Genomic DNA, 16072 nt, shown 5'->3' on the forward strand with positions numbered 1-16072 from the left:
CGGTTTGAATCGGTTTATGTGTTTACGGCACAATGGTTTAGGTAGGTGGTAGCGTTGCTCACTACTTAATTTGGCGTTAGCATGCGAAATTAACCTCTCGCTTTAGTAAACAAAATTAATAATAGATAGGTAATAATTATGAGTACATCTTTTGACTGGGGGAATGGGATAGCATTGGGGGCGGCCTTAGTGTCTATCGTTGCTTTGATATGCCAGTCTCGCACAACAAGAAATCAAATTGAACTTCAGACTAAGCAGTTAAAGCTTCAAAATTACATGGAGTACACAAAAAGGTATCAAGAGATAATTCTGAATTTCCCAGAAAGCGTAAATGAAATAAGTTTTAAGCTGGATAGTTTTAGTCCTGAAATACAAGATAAGACAATGAGGTATATGCGTGTTTACTTTGATCTTTGTTTCGAAGAGTACGATTTATATAACAAGAAAATGATTGACGATGACATGTGGGCAACATGGGAAGGTGGAATGAAATTTGCGTTTTCGAAACCTGCCTTCATTCAGGCGTGGGATATCATCAAGCTTGATACAGAGTATAATGAAGGTTTCAATAAACTGGTTGAGTATTGTAGGTAAACGCATTCTAACAATAAATTTAAGAGTGATTCACAACGCTTGGCGCCGTCACTTCAAGTCAGTTTAGTGTTTATGGCACAATGGTTTAGGTAAGGTGGTAGCGTTGTTCACACCTTAATTTGGCGTTATACGAATGGAGATTGTATGGCAAATAGTGAAAATTATCAGGAAACTTTAAAGCAATATAGACGCTTCGGTTTAATGGCGATTCTATGTATGTTGGCATCGATTGTGTTACCAAAAGGTATTGAAAACTTTTCAGAAGTGGTCGTGTTAGGGTTACGTGCGTGCGCTATAGTATTTTTGTTTTTAGCGCATCGAAAATCAATGTGTCCTGAGTGCCGATCAATCGGAGCAAAAGTAATTAGTAAAGAAAGCTGTAAAAAATGTGGGTGTAAATTCGTATAACAAGCAATTTAAGAGGGATTCACAACGCTTGGCACTTTTGTTTCTACTTCAAATTTAGTGTTTACGGTACAATGCGTTAGGTTGGGTGGTGGCGTTGTTCACCCCTTAATTGGGCGTTATGTGCTTGGAGAAAGTATGCAATATATCGAAGTCAAAAGTAGCGATATTCCACTAGATTTATTGCTTGAAGCTGATCCTTCTGAAGTTAACATCGCTTCATATTTATCTGATTCATGGTGCTTTGTTGCATCAGACCATGGGCAGATTTTAGCGGCTTGTATCGTTAAAGCGCAGACTCACTGCTTTGCTGAGATATTTAATGTATCAGTATCTCCAGAACTCCAAGGCCAAGGTATTGGCTCTAAGCTGCTAAAGTTCGTTCTATCTCAGTTACCAAGTAAGGGAATTAATCGTGTAGAACTTGGTACGGGTACATTTGGTTATCAACTGACTTATTATCAGCGTTTAGGCTTTCGAGTAGACTCAATTATCAAAGACCATTTTTTGTTAAACTACCTCGAGCCAATCTATGAAAATGGTATTCAACACAAAGACATGCTGAGATTGTACGTCAATGTTTAGTACGCACATAACAAGCAATTTAAGAGGGATTCACAACGCTTGGCACTTTTGCTTCTACTTCAGTTTTAGTGTTTATGGCACAATGCTTTAGGTTTGGGTGGAGGCGTTGTTCACCCCTTAATTGGGCGTTATATTGCCCCGATAAAATCGGCTATCTAGAGCTTTAAAATGATAAGAAAGTACAACGAAAATGACATGGATTCAGTTCTTGAAATTTGGCTTAATGCGTCAGTTAAAGCTCACGATTTCGTCTCAGCTGTGTTCTGGGAATCTCAAGTAGAGAACATGCGTAATATCTATATTCCGGCTTCAGAAACTTACGTTTACGAAGCTGAGTCGAAGGTGGTTGGTTTTTACGCACTATATGAAAATAGCTTAGCTGCTATATTCGTTTCTCCTGAGTTTCAAGGTAAAGGTAAAGGTATTGGTAAGCAACTATTGAGTCATGCTAAAGCTCAAAGGGCGGTATTAAGTCTTTCCGTATACAAGGAAAATCAGGCTAGTTATCAGTTCTATTTGTCTCAAGGGTTCCAAGTAGTTAGTGAACAATTGGATGATCATACTGGACATCCAGAATACACAATGAGTTCGGGCATATAACAAAAAATTTAAGAGTGATTCACAACGCTTGGCGCTCTCACTTCAAGCAAGTTTAGTGGCTATGGCACAATGCGTTAGGTAAGGTGTCAGCGTTGTTCACACCTTAATTTGGCGTTATATCACTTCGAGGAAACAACAAAGATGAAAGGTGAAATTGTTCGGTGGGTTGATGATCGTGGTTTTGGTTTCATCAACTCTGATGCCTACCCAGGTGATATTTTCGTTCATGTATCGAAGTTTAAGAAAGGTTACAGGCGCCCTAAAATTGGCGACAAAGTAGAGTTTCAGATCGAAGTAAACAACGGCAAGACTAGCGCTCATAATGTCTTGCTTGTTGGTGTTGAACCTATGAAAAACAGTTCGTCACCATCTATATTATCTGTTGTACTAATTGGCTTAGCTCTAGGTGTCTTTGGCTACTTTGCTTTTGAAAAGCTTTTTACTACTCCTGAATATGAAAATATGGGTTTTGTATGTGAGGGTAAGACTCGCTGTAGCCATATGACATCTTGCAATGAGGCAAAGTTCTATTTAGCAAACTGCCCCAATGTACAAATTGATGGGGATCGTGATGGCGTGCCTTGTGAAATGCAGTGGTGCACTAATTAGAGCGTGATATAACAATAAATTTAAGCAGATTCGCAACGCTTGGCACTTTTGGTTTTAATAAGTTTTAGTGTTTACGGCACAATGCTTTAGGCTGCTGGCAGCGTTGCTCACTACTTAATTTGGCGTTATGTTTACTTGTATTTCAAAGGCTTAAAGTTCTTAGGCTCTAGTTCTTTGTCCCTCTGGCAATTTCTCACTAGTAGACTCAGCAAATCCGCATTGTCGGCCTAAGTTCTTGAATCTCTCAGCCCGTAAAACATGCTAATGTTCGTGGGTTGCTTCATTGTTAGGTCGTGGCGGTAGGCTTCTTGTTTAACTGGCTTTAAGTCGCTTTCAGGTTCTTGGTCAATAAGCATTTCGGCTTGGCAGTTGCCTCGGCAATTCAGCATTGTTTTGCGCTTTGGTTGGAAAGAAAGGGCGCTTGTTGAAACGTAGTCGAGTTGCCTCATTGGGCAGGGAAGTGGAATTACTTGTTTCTGGTTGGTCGCGCCTGGTGGTCAAGTTGGTTCTAGCCTTGTGGTTTAGCTCAGAAAACTAGTCAAAAATAGCAGTTCTTTCTCAAGCAAATAATGTGTTTGTGGTAAAACATAACAAGCAATTTAAGAGGGATTCACAACGCTTGGCACTTTTGCTTCTACTTCAGTTTTAGTGTTTATGGCACAATTCTTTAGGTTTGGGTGGAGGCGTTGTTCACCCCTTAATTGGGCGTTAGGCAAATCGAGCTATAGGTAACATCATGGATAAAAAAGAGTTAACTATAAAGCTATCTGAAGTAGTGAAGGGAATTCCTGAGGCTTCAATTTCTTTTGATGGTATTGGAAACACAATGTCGAGAGAAAGTTTATATTATTTTTCGATAGACGGAGAAAGCCTTAGTGATCTTATTAACTATCTATTTTCGCTAGACTCTATAGTTCAGGTGTTTGATAACATGATGTTCAACACCGGAAATGGAGCTCATAGGGTCACGATAGAGTCTTTAGCTCGTTGGTTAGTAGGTAGAGCGAAACTAGTCGGTATTGAACAAGTAATCAATGAGCTCGACTATTACTTACAAGCGAAAAATACCCCCTGTTGGCAAGTGCTTGCGATATCGGGAGTGTCCTTAGATAGTGAATTGATAATAAGCGAGAAAATGAAGTTAGTACCATTTCAAGAGCTTCCTGAGTCTTATGCAAAAGAAGCTTTATATCCTCCATTTATGAAACCTGAATTTGTCATGAGGCTTGGTTTCGCACCTAATCAGATGAACGGGTACCGTCCTCCAGAAGCGGCCGCGGTGCTAAGTTCGGAACTTTCGCCAAAATCCTATTCAGATCCCGACCGAGCGTTTTATGGTCAAGATTTTCAATCATTATATGAATTCTGTGAGTTTCTTACTCTTGTAAAATCTACTACCCCAGTGCCTGTCGGCTCTTGGTGTGATCTAGAGGAGAGTGTCCCATGTAAGCCACTCCTAGGAGGGTCATGGGGTTCTCCGGCAGTTGATGTCTTATCTCGCAACGTATCAAAGATTACGCAGGGAGAGTGGGATACTCATAAGGAACTTTATTTTAAATTTACTAAATTGCCTCAAGATGTACGTGATTTGCTTCGTGTTCCTATTGAACGTGTAAATCAAGCTCGGCGCCGTAATAATTTAGCAGATAAAGCGATAGACTTAGGCGTGGCATGTGAAGCTTTGTTGTTAAATGACAAATCACATAAAGAGCAAATATCATTTACGCTACGGCTTAGAGCGGCTTTGTTCCTCGGCTCTTCTTTCGAAGAGCGACAAGAGCTATTGAATTTTTTCTCATCATTTTATAGTTGTCGTTCTCAAGCAGCACATACTGGAAAACTCGATACAAAGATTAAAGTTTCCTTTAGAGGCAAAGTCGAGGCTAATAAACTTCTTGAAGAAGGTGATGAATATTGTATTCGAGCGATAATTAAGATTATTGAGCTTGGTAAGTTTCCAGATTGGAATGAATTAATGCTGAAGAAAGAAATTGCCTAACAAGCAATTTAAGAGGGATTCACAACGCTTGGCACTTTTGCTTCTACTTCAGTTTTAGGGTTTATGGCACAATGCTTTAGGTGTGAGTGGTAGCGTTGTTCACCCCTTAATTGGGCGTTATACGAATGGAGATTGTATGGCAAATAGTGAAAATTATCAGGAAACTTTAAAGCAATATAGACGCTTCGGTTTAATGGCTATTCTATGTATGTTGGCATCGATTGTGTTACCAAAAGGTATTGAAAACTTTTCAGAAGTGGTCGTGTTAGGGTTACGTGCGTGCGCTATAGTATTTTTGTTTTTAGCGCATCGAAAATCAATGTGTCCTGAGTGCCGATCAATCGGAGCAAAAGTAATTAGTAAAGAAAGCTGTAAAAAATGTGGGTGTAAATTCGTATAACAAAGCATTTAAGAGTGATTCGCAACGCTTGGCAGTTTCGCTTCGCTCAAGTATAGCCAAGCGTCGCTCACACCTTAATGCGGCGTTATGTAGCTAGGTAAGAAATGGAGTATAAATGCTTGGTTTAGTTCGATTTGTATTGGTTGCGAATGTAATAGCAGCCGTAATAGTAGTTGGTCTTGAGATGTCTACAAGCTTCTTTGGACTTAAGTTCGTATCGGACTATGCATTTTTCATCGTAATGCTTTTATGGGGAACGACCGCCTTATTTTTCATGTATCCACCGCTAGGTGGTATAGGGCAGTCTGACGACAAAGTTGATACGGTTACAGACTCAATGGTTGACCGTACTGTAACGGACGAAATTGATGATGAGCGGTTCTCAGAAAACACAGCTTTTTGCATCAAACTGCTCATATCTGGGGTGCCTGCATTCTTGGTTTGTGTCCTAGCGAGCATCGCTACATAACAATAAATTTAAGCAGATTCGCAACGCTTGGCACTTTTGGTTTGAATCGGCTTAGGTGTTTTCGGCACAATTCTTTAGGTAAGTGGTAGCGTTGCTCACTACTTAATTTGGCGTTATATTTTAAATCAGCTTCCAAAGCTGTAGTCATAGAGAACTGAAATGGAATTGCATGAAGTTTACGCTTCTTTAGAGAAAGATTTATTGAATCAGTCAGAAATTGAGCTTGTGTTATTGAAAGGTCACTTGATCTTAGAGCAAGCTATAAATCAGCATTTGTTACGTTATATTGATCACGAGAAAAATCTAGATTCGCTCAGTCTTATGTTTGCAAAGAAGGTGGACTTGTTGAACGCCTTAGAAGGCTCGAAGCCGAATGTATGGCAGGAATACACCCCTTACATCAAGCGTATAAATAAAATTAGAAACAAGCTGGCTCATCAACTAAATTTTGATGACTACCATGATGAGCTAAAGTCATGGGCTTGTGATGTTATTGGTTATACTCCTAAGACTTTGAACAGTCATACAACGTATCGAAATACCGTGGCAAAGGCGTTTTGCTTTCTAGTCGGTTTCTTACTTGGCGTATGTGAAGCGCGAAAGGAAGCGGCAGGAATATAAAATATAACAAGCAATTTAAGAGGGATTCACAACGCTTGGCACTTTTGCTTCTACTTCAAATTTAGTGTTTATGGCACAATACTTTAGGTTGGGTGGGGGCGTTGTTCACCCCTTAATTGGGCGTTATGTTAACGGCGGGGATGGGTTACTTGGGGAGAAGTAGGGTTGATGAAGCAGTTAATATGGCCAGACAATATATTGAATAGAACGGCTAAGTTGATAGTGATGTTTCTATTCACATTTATTTGGCTTTTGGATCTAATTTGGTATTCGCTGGACTTGGGCTATGTGGTGCTAAAAGACTTTGTTCCTATATACAGCTTACTAATCATGTACTGTTTTCTGTTTAATCGTAACCTGCCTATAGGGGGGGTAACATACGACTTTGAAGATGGTAAAAGCGATGTACAGTGCTTTCGGCTGTTGGTTTTCTTAGGCTCCCTGATTATTTACGTATATGGAACCTTTCTATAAAAAGGGACTGCCAAGCTTGGTTAGTCCTTGTCGTGATTGATAACATAACAATAAATTTAAGAGTGATTCACAACGCTCGGCGCTTTCACTTCAAGCCAGTTTAGTGTTTATGGCACAATGCTTTAGGTAAGGTGTTAGCGTTGTTCACACCTTAATTTGGCGTTAAATGTATGGGGTAGTATGGAACAAAACAAAAGATATCAGCGAACTGAAGACGAACAAAAACGTTGCATTGAGATTCATGACAAGTTTCGAGAGGAGTTGTTGAAACGACAGCTTTCTAACAGTGAAGGTTATGATAAGGCGATACTGTCTTTATCTTCTGCTGGGTTAGCTTTATCTTTAACTGCAATTCGATTTATCGTTCCTCTAGAAACAGCTACATACTTATGGGCGATAAAGCTATCTTGGGTTTTATTTTTATTCACTGTAATTTCGACGTTAATTGCTTACCTAGTAGGTAATCAGGCAATTTCAAAAGAATTGACTAAAGCTGAACGATATTATGTTCAGGGTGTTGTGGATGCTCATTTAGAATCCAACCTTTATCAGAAGGCAAATCACATTTTAAATCGAGCCACTGGTGTGTTCTTTGCGGTAGCAATATCATTAGTTGTCTTTTTTGTAATCATAAACATTCAAGGTGAAACAAACATGTCAGATAAAAAACAAACATCAAAAAGGGTTTTTGTAACCGATAGTGCAGATATTCCGAGTATGCAACTTGCTCCCGAAAGTAAGGAAGTTCCAATCTATAGTGCGGATATCCCCAAAATGGAAATGGCTCCGGGTACAGCTCCAACTTCTGAGCACAAGTCAGCAGAGTCTGCGTCGAGTTCAAAAGATAGTAAGTCGTAGAATACATTTAACAAAGCATTTAAGAGTGATTCCCAACGCATGGCATTTTTCATTCCATCGTTGGGTTTTGTGTTTACGGTGGTATGGTTTAGTTTTGTGGTCGCGTTGCTCACACCTTAATGCGGCGTTAGGTTTTCTACAAGGAGTCGTGAGTTTGAGTCATAGATATACTAAAGGCTATGAGTTTTTGTTTTCTTTACCCGGTTACGAAGTTTTAGCTTCTGGCAGTGCTTTGGCGGGAAAAGAGGTAATCAAAGTCAATGGTGAGGTTTGCTCTGAGAAATATTCTTTCGGGTTGAACTCGACGCATATGTTTGAGGTTAACGATGAAGAATTTGTCGTCGATTTCAAAGTAGTTAGTTGGGTTAAAGGGCTTGTTGCATGTAGATTGACGATTGATGGAAAGCTTGTGGCGATTCTTCAGGCTAACCCTCAGTATTCGTATGGATTATTCTGCCTCTTTTTTATATTTCAATTCGTTGGCAGCATTCTACTTTTTGAACATATGCTCCCGCTATTAGCCTATAACTTTGTTTTAATGGTTGTTTTTTCCAAGTTTTGCTTTAGGAATGTTCAAGTTCGAGAGCTTAAAACCTAACAATAAATTTAAGAGTGATTCACAACGCTTGGCGCCTTCACTCCAAGCAGGTTTAGTGTTTATGGTGCAATGTATTAGCTAAGGTGTCAGCGTTGTTCACACCTTAATTTGGCGTTATGCGTAATCGATGGAGTACCGAGAATTAGATGGAAGTAGTAGAAGCGGAAAAATCGGATTTAGATTCATTCTTTGTGTATCTAGAAAATCAGCTGTCTGAAAATGGTAATGGAGAAGTTCCTCTTTTCCAGCCAATGTCCAGAGAGCAAAGTGAAATTCCAGAAGCAACAAAAGATAAGTTTATCCAAGGCTTTTCTCATCAGTTTGGCGGCTTAGGTTGGAGAAAACTTTGGGTTGTAAAAGACACCTATGGAAATATCAAAGGTCATATTGATCTTCGCCACCACAGTGATGAAAGCCGTTCTCACAGAGTTCTATTAGGTATGGGCGTAGATGTTTCTTGCCGGAAGCAAGGTCTTGGTCAAAGACTCATTGATGCTGTTATAAATTTCTGCCAAGAAAAAGCTGAAATTGACTGGCTTGATCTTTGTGTATTATCGGAGAATTTCCCAGCAAAGAACCTCTACCTAAAAGCAGGGTTCAATGTTGTTGGAGAGTTCAAAGATCAATATAGAATCGACGGTTTGTCAGTTTCGGAAACAGCAATGACAAAGTACGTCAAAAATTACGCATAACAAGCAATTTAAGAGGGATTCACAACGCTTGGCGCCCTCATTTCAAGTCAGTTAAGTGTTTATGGCACAATGCGTTAGGTTTGGGTGGAGGCGTTGTTCACCCCTTAATTGGGCGTTATGCAATTGGAGGAAATTACAGCGATGGAAGTAATCTTTTGGCTAGCTGTTGGTGTAATAGCTAGTGCTGTATTACTCAAGTGTGTACACCATAAATCCTCAGAGTTTCGTCTTAAGATTCTCGGTTATGCGTTGATAATTGCTGCGCTTATCTATGTACTGTTTGCTATTTTAGCTTCGAATCTGGCTTGGATTGGAATCGAATCTTTAGGCGTACTGTTATACGGTGCATTCTATATTCTTTCCAAAAGTCGTAGCTCATATTTATTAGCAGTAGGTTGGTTACTTCATCCCATTTGGGACGTTGGTCTTCATTTAGTCGGTCCAGGCAGTTCTGTTGCTCCGGAATGGTACGTGATAATGTGCATTTCTTTCGATATTACAATAGCTTGGTACTTGTTGGCTCAAGCGCGTGTTGGAAAAATTGCATAACAATAAATTTAAGAGTGATTCACAACGCTTGGCGCTTTCACTTCAAGTCAGTTTAGTGTTTATGGCACAATACTTTAGGTGTGGGTGGTAGCGTTGTTCACACCTTAATTTGGCGTTATGCGTAATCGATGGAGTACCGAGAATTAGATGGAAGTAGTAGAAGCGGAAAAATCGGATTTAGATTCATTCTTTGTGTATCTAGAAAATCAGCTGTCTGAAAATGGTAATGGAGAAGTTCCTCTTTTCCAGCCAATGTCCAGAGAGCAAAGTGAAATTCCAGAAGCAACAAAAGATAAGTTTATCCAAGGCTTTTCTCATCAGTTTGGCGGCTTAGGTTGGAGAAAACTTTGGGTTGTAAAAGACACCTATGGAAATATCAAAGGTCATATTGATCTTCGCCACCACAGTGATGAAAGCCGTTCTCACAGAGTTCTATTAGGTATGGGCGTAGATGTTTCTTGCCGGAAGCAAGGTCTTGGTCAAAGACTCATTGATGCTGTTATAAATTTCTGCCAAGAAAAAGCTGAAATTGACTGGCTTGATCTTTGTGTATTATCGGAGAATTTCCCAGCAAAGAACCTCTACCTAAAAGCAGGGTTCAATGTTGTTGGAGAGTTCAAAGATCAATATAGAATCGACGGTTTGTCAGTCTCGGAAACAGCAATGACAAAGTACGTCAAAAATTACGCATAACAAACAATTCAACAGTGATTCGCAACGCTTGGCGCTTTCACTTCGGGTTGAGTTTAGTGTTTACGGCGCAGTGCTTCAACGTAGTGGCAGCGTTGCTCACACGTTAATTGGGCGTTATGTTTACTTGTATTTCAAAGGCTTAAAGGTCTTGGGCTCTAGTTCTCTGTCCCTCTGGCAATTCGTCCCTAGTAAACTCAGCAAATCCGTATTGTCGGCCTAAGTTCATGAATTATTCAGGCCGTAAAACATGCCAATGTCCGTGGGTTGCTTCATTTCCAGGTCGTGGCGGTCGGCTTCCTGTTTAACTGGCTCAAAGTCGCTTTTAGGTTCTTAGCCAATTGGCATTTCAATTTGGCAGTTGCCTCGGCAATTTTCCATTGTCTTGCGATTTGGTTGGAAAGAAAGGGCGCTCGTTGTTCCTTAGTCGGGTTGCCTCATTGGGCAGGGAAGTGGACTTACTTGTTTTAGGTTGGTCACCTTTGGCGGTCAAGTTGGTTCCAGCCTTGTGGTTTGCTTCAGAAAACCAGTCAGAAATAACAGTTCTTTCTCAAGTAAATCATGTATTTGTGGTAAAACATAACAAACAATTCAACAGTGATTCGCAACGCTTGGCGCTCTCACTTCAGGTTGAGTTTAGTGTTTACGGCGCAGTGGTTTAGTTCAGTGTATGCGCTGCTCACACGTTAATTGGGCGTTATGTTTACTTGAAATTCAAAGGCTTAAAGGTCTTAGGCTCTAGTTCTTTGTCCCTCAGGCAATTCGTCTCTAGTAGACTCAGCAAATCAGTATTGTCGGCCTAAGTTCTTGAATCCCTCAGACCGTAAAACATGCCAATGTTCGTGGGTTGCTTCATTGTCAGGTCGTGGCGGTTGGCTTCTTGTTTAACTGGCTCAAAGTCGCTTTGAGGTTCTTTTCCAATTAGTATCCCACCTTGGCAGTTGCCTCGGCAATTTGCCATTGTCTTGCGCTTTGGTTGGAAAGATAGGGCGCTTGTTGGATCTTATTCGGATTGCCTCATTAGGCAGGGAAGTGGAATTGCACGTTTCAGGTTGGTCGCCTTTGTCGGTCAAGTTGGTTTCAGCCTTGTGGTTTGCTTCAGAAAACTAGTTAGAAATAGCAGTTCTTTCTCAAGTAAATCATGCGTTTGTGGTAAAACATAACAAACAATTCAACAGTGATTCGCAACGCTTGGCGCTCTCACTTCGGGTTGAGTTTAGTGTTTACGGCGCAGTGGTTAAGTTCAGTGGATGCGCTGCTCACACGTTAATTGGGCGTTATGCGTTTCACGAGTGGATTAGGTCAAATGGAAGTATCTCGTTTTTCAAATAGCATCCTAAAATTTCAGGATGTCCCGACTAAGACTTCAAAATATTTAGTGGAAGTCGGCTTGCCTAATTGGTGTGCACCTCATTTGTATTTCGGTGATTTTGAAGAGGAATATTTGCCTCAGCTTAAGAGTTGGTGTTGGGCTTGTGATTGGCCTGAAGGTTACGACTCAGCGGTATCTCGATACCCTAAGGCGCGCGTTTTAGGTTCAGCTATGGGTAACGAACCGATAATTTTGCTCCCGAACAACCCTAAAGTATTTATCTTTGATAACAAAGGTAGTGAATTGCTATTTTTAAACTCTGACGTTCAGTCACTGTCTCGGGTTATCGCTAAATTTGAGAGCATAATAGAGGCTGCAGCGTCCGAAGACCAAGACGCCTTTATTAACAAAACTATACCGAGGGCATTGATTAACAGTTTTATCGATCAAATCAGAGGTGTCGAGAATAGTAGCACTGTATGGTCTAGTTGGGCTGAAGCATGTGGAAAAAACGCATAACAATAAATTTAAGAGTGATTCACAACGCTTGGCGCCCTCACTTCAATCCAGTTTAGTGTTTATGGCACAATGATTTAGCTAAGGTGCTAGCGTTGTTCACACCTTAATTTGGCGTTAGTTTGCTACAAAGAATCTGGAAGTATTGAGGAAGATATGAAAGTAGATATTAGACCAGCCAAGGAAGACGAACTGGAACCTCTCCATTCTTTGGTTATTTCAAATGATGAATGGATGAAGTTCAATGGTCCTTACTTTCCATATTCTCACCCAACATTAGAACAGTTTGAAAGTTCATCATTTCAGCGTTTACTAGCAGGCTCAGACTTACAATTAATCATTGTTGACGATATTCCTGTTGGAACGGTTAGTTGCTACTGGGAATGTGAAGAAACGCGTTGGCTTGAAGCTGGTGTAGTTATTTATGATGCACAGTACTGGGGGAAGGGAATTGCTGCGCTTGCTCTACCTTTATGGGTATCGTACTTGTTCGAAACTAAAGAAATCGAGAGGGTTGGTTTAACTACTTGGTCGGGTAATCCTCGAATGATGTCTTTGGCTTTGAAACTGGGTTTTCAGCAAGAAGCAAGGCTTAGAAAGGTTCGTTACTACAAGGGTGAGTACTATGACTCCGTCAAATATGGGGTGTTATGGTCGGAGTGGTCAGAACGCAACTAACAATAAATTTAAGAGTGATTCACAACGCTTGGCGCCCTTACTTCAAGTCAGTTTAGTGTTTATGGCACAATGCTTTAGGTAAGGTGTTAGCGTTGTTCACACCTTAATTTGGCGTTATGACACAACGTTCATCACATATTGTATGTACAGCGATATAGATAAAGTATGATTGTGTCCAATGGGGTTGTGTGAAAGACGACAAAAAGGGCGAATATTGGTTATTTCCATGCTAACCTTGAGGCGCTTTCGCGATCCTTAATTAGCGCAGCAATTCAAAAGATCGCGAAAGCGCTCTCAAGGTAGTGAGATAACAAATACTTCGGCTTCGATTTTTTGCCTTTTTACTCATATCCTATTGAAAATAAATAACATTTCATTCAAATATTGACGGCTTTGGTTGTGTCATAACAAAGCATTTAAGTTGATTCGAGCCTATGGGCGATTTTGGTATGCATTAAGTAGATTTGGCAAACTCGCAGTGCAGACAGTCATGTGGTTGCGGCTCTCACAACTTAATGCTGCGCGTTAGCGCGCATAAACTTCACGCTAAACAAGGTTGCAATATGAAAGAAGTTAGATGGTTTTTCCTTTCGTTTTTATTTATACCGATGGTGTCATTCTCTTCAAGCCAAACTGAACAGGAACAAATGGCTGCCTTAAATAAGCTCTTCGAAGGTTTAGAAACTTATACTGATATTGAAGAATCTGTCACATCTAGATATGCGTCAATATACCATTCATTAATCAAAGAAAAACTTGGTGAGTTGAATTTAAACAAAGACTTAGATTGTCGCGCTGAAATATCGTTATCATCGCTTGGTGTTATTGAGCATGTGGAAATAAGTAATAAAAATGTGCTTTGTCAGACAGTCTTCAATGCCGTATGGGAAATTGGTTCATTTCCGTTGCCAGTTGATGTTAATGAGGCAGATAAGTTAAGAAAGTTGAGTATTATCATTAAACCGTGAGGAGCGCACTAACAATAAATTTAAGCAGATTCGCAACGCTTGGCATTTTCAGTTGGAATCAACTTTAGTGTTTACGGCACAATGGTTTAGGTCAGGTGGTGGCGTTGCTCACTACTTAATTTGGCGTTATGACACAACGTTCATCACATATTGTATGTACAGCGATATAGATAAAGTATGATTGTGTCCAATGGGGTTGTGTGAAAGACGACAAAAAGGGCGAATATTGGTTATTTCCATGCTAACCTTGAGGCGCTTTCGCGATCCTTAATTAGCGCAGCAATTCAAAAGATCGCGAAAGCGCCTCAAGGTAGTGAGATAACAAATACTTCGGCTTCGATTTTTTGCCTTTTTACTCATATCCTATTGAAAATAAATAATATTTCATTCAAATATTGACGGCTTTGGTTGTGTCATAACAAAGCATTTAAGTTGATTCGAGCCTATGGGCGATTTTGGTATGCATTAAGTAGATTTGGCAAACTCGCAGTGCAGACAGTCATGTGGTTGCGGCTCTCACAACTTAATGCTGCGCGTTATGTAGCTAGGTAAGAAATGGAGTACAAATGCTTGGTTTAGTTCGATTTATATTGGTTGCGAATGTAATAGCAGCCGTAATAGTTGTTGGTCTTGAGATGTCCACAGGCTTCTTTGGGCTTAAGTTTGTATCGGACTACGCATTTTTCATCGTTCTACATTTATGGGGCACGACAGCCTTATTTTTCATGTATCCGCCTTTGGGTGGTATAGGGCAGTCTGACGACAAAGTTGATAGGGTTACAGACTCAATGGTTGACCGTAGCGTTGCGGACGAAATCGATGATGAGCGGTTCTCAGAAAATACAGCTTTTTGTATCAAACTACTTATAGCTGGGGTGCCTGCATTCTTGGTTTGTGTCCTTGCGAGCAGCGCTACATAACAATAAATTCAAGCAGATTCGTAACGCTCGGCATTTTTGCTTTGAATCAGCTTAAGTGTTTACGGCACAATGGTTTAGGTGGGTGGTAGCGTTACTCACTACTTAATTTGGCGTTAGCTTACAACGAAGAAAAGGTTAATTTTGTATGCTTAGACAATTCATACTGGTTCTGTTGTTCGTTCCTACATTGTTATTCGCACAAACGAAGCCTATCGATGTTACGGCTTCAGAGTGGCTTAGCTTAATAGACAATCAACACTACGGTGAAAGCTGGGACAGTGCTGCTGGTTTGTTTCGTTCACAAATATCAAAAGGTGAGTGGGTTGCAGCTGTAAGCACTATACGTGCAAAGGTCGGTAATCTTGAATCTCGCCGTCTAACAAAGACAACGTCGATGAAGTCCTTGCCGAATGTGCCGGACGGTGAGTACGTTGTAATTCAATATCAAACGATATTTTCGGGTAAGCAGTCGACAGAAAGCTTAACTCTCTCCAAAAGTAAAACGGGTTGGGTTGTTATTGGTTATTTCATCAACTCGCTTGGCCAGTAAGCTAACAATAAATTTAAGAGTGATTCACAACGCTCGGCACTCTCACTTCAAGTCAGTTTAGTGTTTATGGCACAATGCTTTAGGTAAGGTGTTAGCGTTGTTCACACCTTAATTTGGCGTTATATGCTTTCAAGTTTCAAACAATAAAAGGGCTTAAAAATGATTCTAAATCATGTCTCAGTTGGCGCTTCTGATGTGGTCAAAGCAGTTGGTTTTTATGACTCAGTTCTTTCTACGTTGTCTATTAAGCGTGCTCACTATATAGAAGATATCGCAGCGGCTTATGGTGAGAACTTTGAATTTTGGGTCGGAAGTCCCTGCGAAGGAAAAGCTACATCAAGTAATGGTGCTCATATTGCTTTTAATGCGCCTTCAAAAGAAGCTGTTGACCAGTTCTATGCTACAGCCATTGAGTTAGGTGGTTCATGTGCAGGTAAGCCAGGGTTAAGACCAGAGTATGGTGAAACTTACTACGCAGCATTCGTACGTGACTTAGACGGAAACAAAATCGAAGCAGTTTCAATGTAGCTTCGAATACGCATATAACAATAAATTTAAGAGTGATTCACAACGCTCGGCGCTTTCACTTCAAGCGAGTTTAGTGTTTATGGCACAATGGTTTAGGTAGGGTGTTAGCGTTGTTCACACCTTAATTTGGCGTTATGTTTACTTGCATTTCAAGGGCTTAAAGGTCTTTGGCTCTAGTTCTTTGTCCCTCTGGCAAGTAGTCCCTAGTAGACTCAGCAAATCCGCATTGTCGGTCTAAGTTCCTGCACCTCTCAGCCCGTAAAACATGCCAATGTTCGTGGGTTGCTTCATTGCCAGGTCGTGGCGGTCGGCTTCTGATTTAACTGGCTCAAAGTCGCTTCTAGGTTCTTAGCCAATTAGCATTTCAGCTTGGCAGTTGCCTCGGCAATTCAGTATTGTTTTGCGCTTTAACTGGAAAGACAGGGCGTATGTTGTTGCTTAGTCGGGTTGCCTCATT

Annotated in this window: 21 protein-coding genes; all 21 read left to right on the plus strand. The window is 40.5% G+C overall.

Annotated elements, in window-relative coordinates:
• The first annotated feature begins 138 nt into the window (after positions 1 to 138).
• Positions 139 to 594, plus strand: coding sequence for a hypothetical protein (locus VIA_RS13770; RefSeq protein WP_004418116.1), 456 nt, complete (start codon positions 139 to 141; stop codon positions 592 to 594).
• A 144-nt stretch (positions 595 to 738) separates the two neighbouring features.
• Positions 739 to 1002 carry a hypothetical protein gene (locus tag VIA_RS13775; RefSeq protein ID WP_004418114.1) on the plus strand — a complete coding sequence of 88 codons (264 nt, stop codon included), beginning with the start codon at positions 739 to 741 and terminating at the stop codon, positions 1000 to 1002.
• 135 nt (positions 1003 to 1137) lie between these two features.
• Complete coding sequence (locus VIA_RS13780; protein ID WP_004413623.1) at positions 1138 to 1584, plus strand: GNAT family N-acetyltransferase; 447 nt, start codon at positions 1138 to 1140, stop codon at positions 1582 to 1584.
• Positions 1585 to 1752: 168 nt separating this feature from the next.
• Positions 1753 to 2184, plus strand: a complete 432-nt coding sequence (locus VIA_RS13785; protein ID WP_038211432.1) for an N-acetyltransferase — start codon at positions 1753 to 1755, stop codon at positions 2182 to 2184.
• Positions 2185 to 2325: 141 nt separating this feature from the next.
• A complete protein-coding gene (locus VIA_RS13790) occupies positions 2326 to 2793 on the plus strand; it encodes a cold shock domain-containing protein (protein WP_004413625.1) in 468 nt (155 codons plus the stop codon).
• A gap of 736 nt (positions 2794 to 3529) precedes the next feature.
• Positions 3530 to 4792, plus strand: a complete 1263-nt coding sequence (locus VIA_RS13795) for a HEPN domain-containing protein (protein WP_004413626.1) — start codon at positions 3530 to 3532, stop codon at positions 4790 to 4792.
• A gap of 136 nt (positions 4793 to 4928) precedes the next feature.
• The gene (locus VIA_RS13800; protein WP_004418114.1) at positions 4929 to 5192 is read left to right on the plus strand and encodes a hypothetical protein; all 264 of its coding nucleotides are present in this window, start codon (positions 4929 to 4931) and stop codon (positions 5190 to 5192) included.
• 115 nt (positions 5193 to 5307) lie between these two features.
• Complete coding sequence (locus VIA_RS13805) at positions 5308 to 5661, plus strand: hypothetical protein (protein WP_004418109.1); 354 nt, start codon at positions 5308 to 5310, stop codon at positions 5659 to 5661.
• A 159-nt stretch (positions 5662 to 5820) separates the two neighbouring features.
• Positions 5821 to 6282 (plus strand): hypothetical protein, encoded by a 462-nt coding sequence (locus VIA_RS13810; protein ID WP_004418108.1) that lies wholly within the window; start codon positions 5821 to 5823, stop codon positions 6280 to 6282.
• 654 nt (positions 6283 to 6936) lie between these two features.
• Entirely contained in the window at positions 6937 to 7614 is a 678-nt protein-coding gene (locus tag VIA_RS13820; protein ID WP_004413628.1) for a hypothetical protein, read from the plus strand.
• Positions 7615 to 7762: 148 nt separating this feature from the next.
• On the plus strand, positions 7763 to 8212 hold the full coding sequence (locus VIA_RS13825) for a hypothetical protein (RefSeq protein ID WP_425273947.1): 450 nt from the start codon (positions 7763 to 7765) through the stop codon (positions 8210 to 8212).
• Between the two features lie 146 nt (positions 8213 to 8358).
• Positions 8359 to 8904 (plus strand): GNAT family N-acetyltransferase, encoded by a 546-nt coding sequence (locus VIA_RS13830; protein ID WP_004413630.1) that lies wholly within the window; start codon positions 8359 to 8361, stop codon positions 8902 to 8904.
• Positions 8905 to 9045: 141 nt separating this feature from the next.
• Complete coding sequence (locus tag VIA_RS13835) at positions 9046 to 9453, plus strand: DUF6010 family protein (protein WP_004413631.1); 408 nt, start codon at positions 9046 to 9048, stop codon at positions 9451 to 9453.
• Positions 9454 to 9600: 147 nt separating this feature from the next.
• Positions 9601 to 10146: a GNAT family N-acetyltransferase gene (locus VIA_RS13840; protein WP_004413630.1), complete on the plus strand. Its 546-nt coding sequence runs from the start codon at positions 9601 to 9603 to the stop codon at positions 10144 to 10146.
• A gap of 449 nt (positions 10147 to 10595) precedes the next feature.
• Entirely contained in the window at positions 10596 to 10805 is a 210-nt protein-coding gene (locus VIA_RS22465) for a hypothetical protein (protein ID WP_004418536.1), read from the plus strand.
• A 644-nt stretch (positions 10806 to 11449) separates the two neighbouring features.
• Positions 11450 to 11974 (plus strand): SUKH-4 family immunity protein, encoded by a 525-nt coding sequence (locus VIA_RS13850; protein WP_004418533.1) that lies wholly within the window; start codon positions 11450 to 11452, stop codon positions 11972 to 11974.
• Between the two features lie 153 nt (positions 11975 to 12127).
• A complete protein-coding gene (locus tag VIA_RS13855; protein ID WP_004413634.1) occupies positions 12128 to 12649 on the plus strand; it encodes a GNAT family N-acetyltransferase in 522 nt (173 codons plus the stop codon).
• Positions 12650 to 13212: 563 nt separating this feature from the next.
• Positions 13213 to 13617, plus strand: a complete 405-nt coding sequence (locus VIA_RS13860) for a cell envelope integrity TolA family protein (RefSeq protein WP_038211647.1) — start codon at positions 13213 to 13215, stop codon at positions 13615 to 13617.
• Positions 13618 to 14183: 566 nt separating this feature from the next.
• On the plus strand, positions 14184 to 14537 hold the full coding sequence (locus tag VIA_RS13865) for a hypothetical protein (protein WP_040896918.1): 354 nt from the start codon (positions 14184 to 14186) through the stop codon (positions 14535 to 14537).
• Positions 14538 to 14682: 145 nt separating this feature from the next.
• On the plus strand, positions 14683 to 15087 hold the full coding sequence (locus VIA_RS13870; RefSeq protein ID WP_004418443.1) for a DUF4019 domain-containing protein: 405 nt from the start codon (positions 14683 to 14685) through the stop codon (positions 15085 to 15087).
• Between the two features lie 159 nt (positions 15088 to 15246).
• On the plus strand, positions 15247 to 15615 hold the full coding sequence (locus VIA_RS13875) for a VOC family protein (protein ID WP_004413636.1): 369 nt from the start codon (positions 15247 to 15249) through the stop codon (positions 15613 to 15615).
• Positions 15616 to 16072: the final 457 nt, after the last annotated feature.

Source organism: Vibrio orientalis CIP 102891 = ATCC 33934 (assembly GCF_000176235.1).
GTDB lineage: Bacteria > Pseudomonadota > Gammaproteobacteria > Enterobacterales > Vibrionaceae > Vibrio > Vibrio orientalis.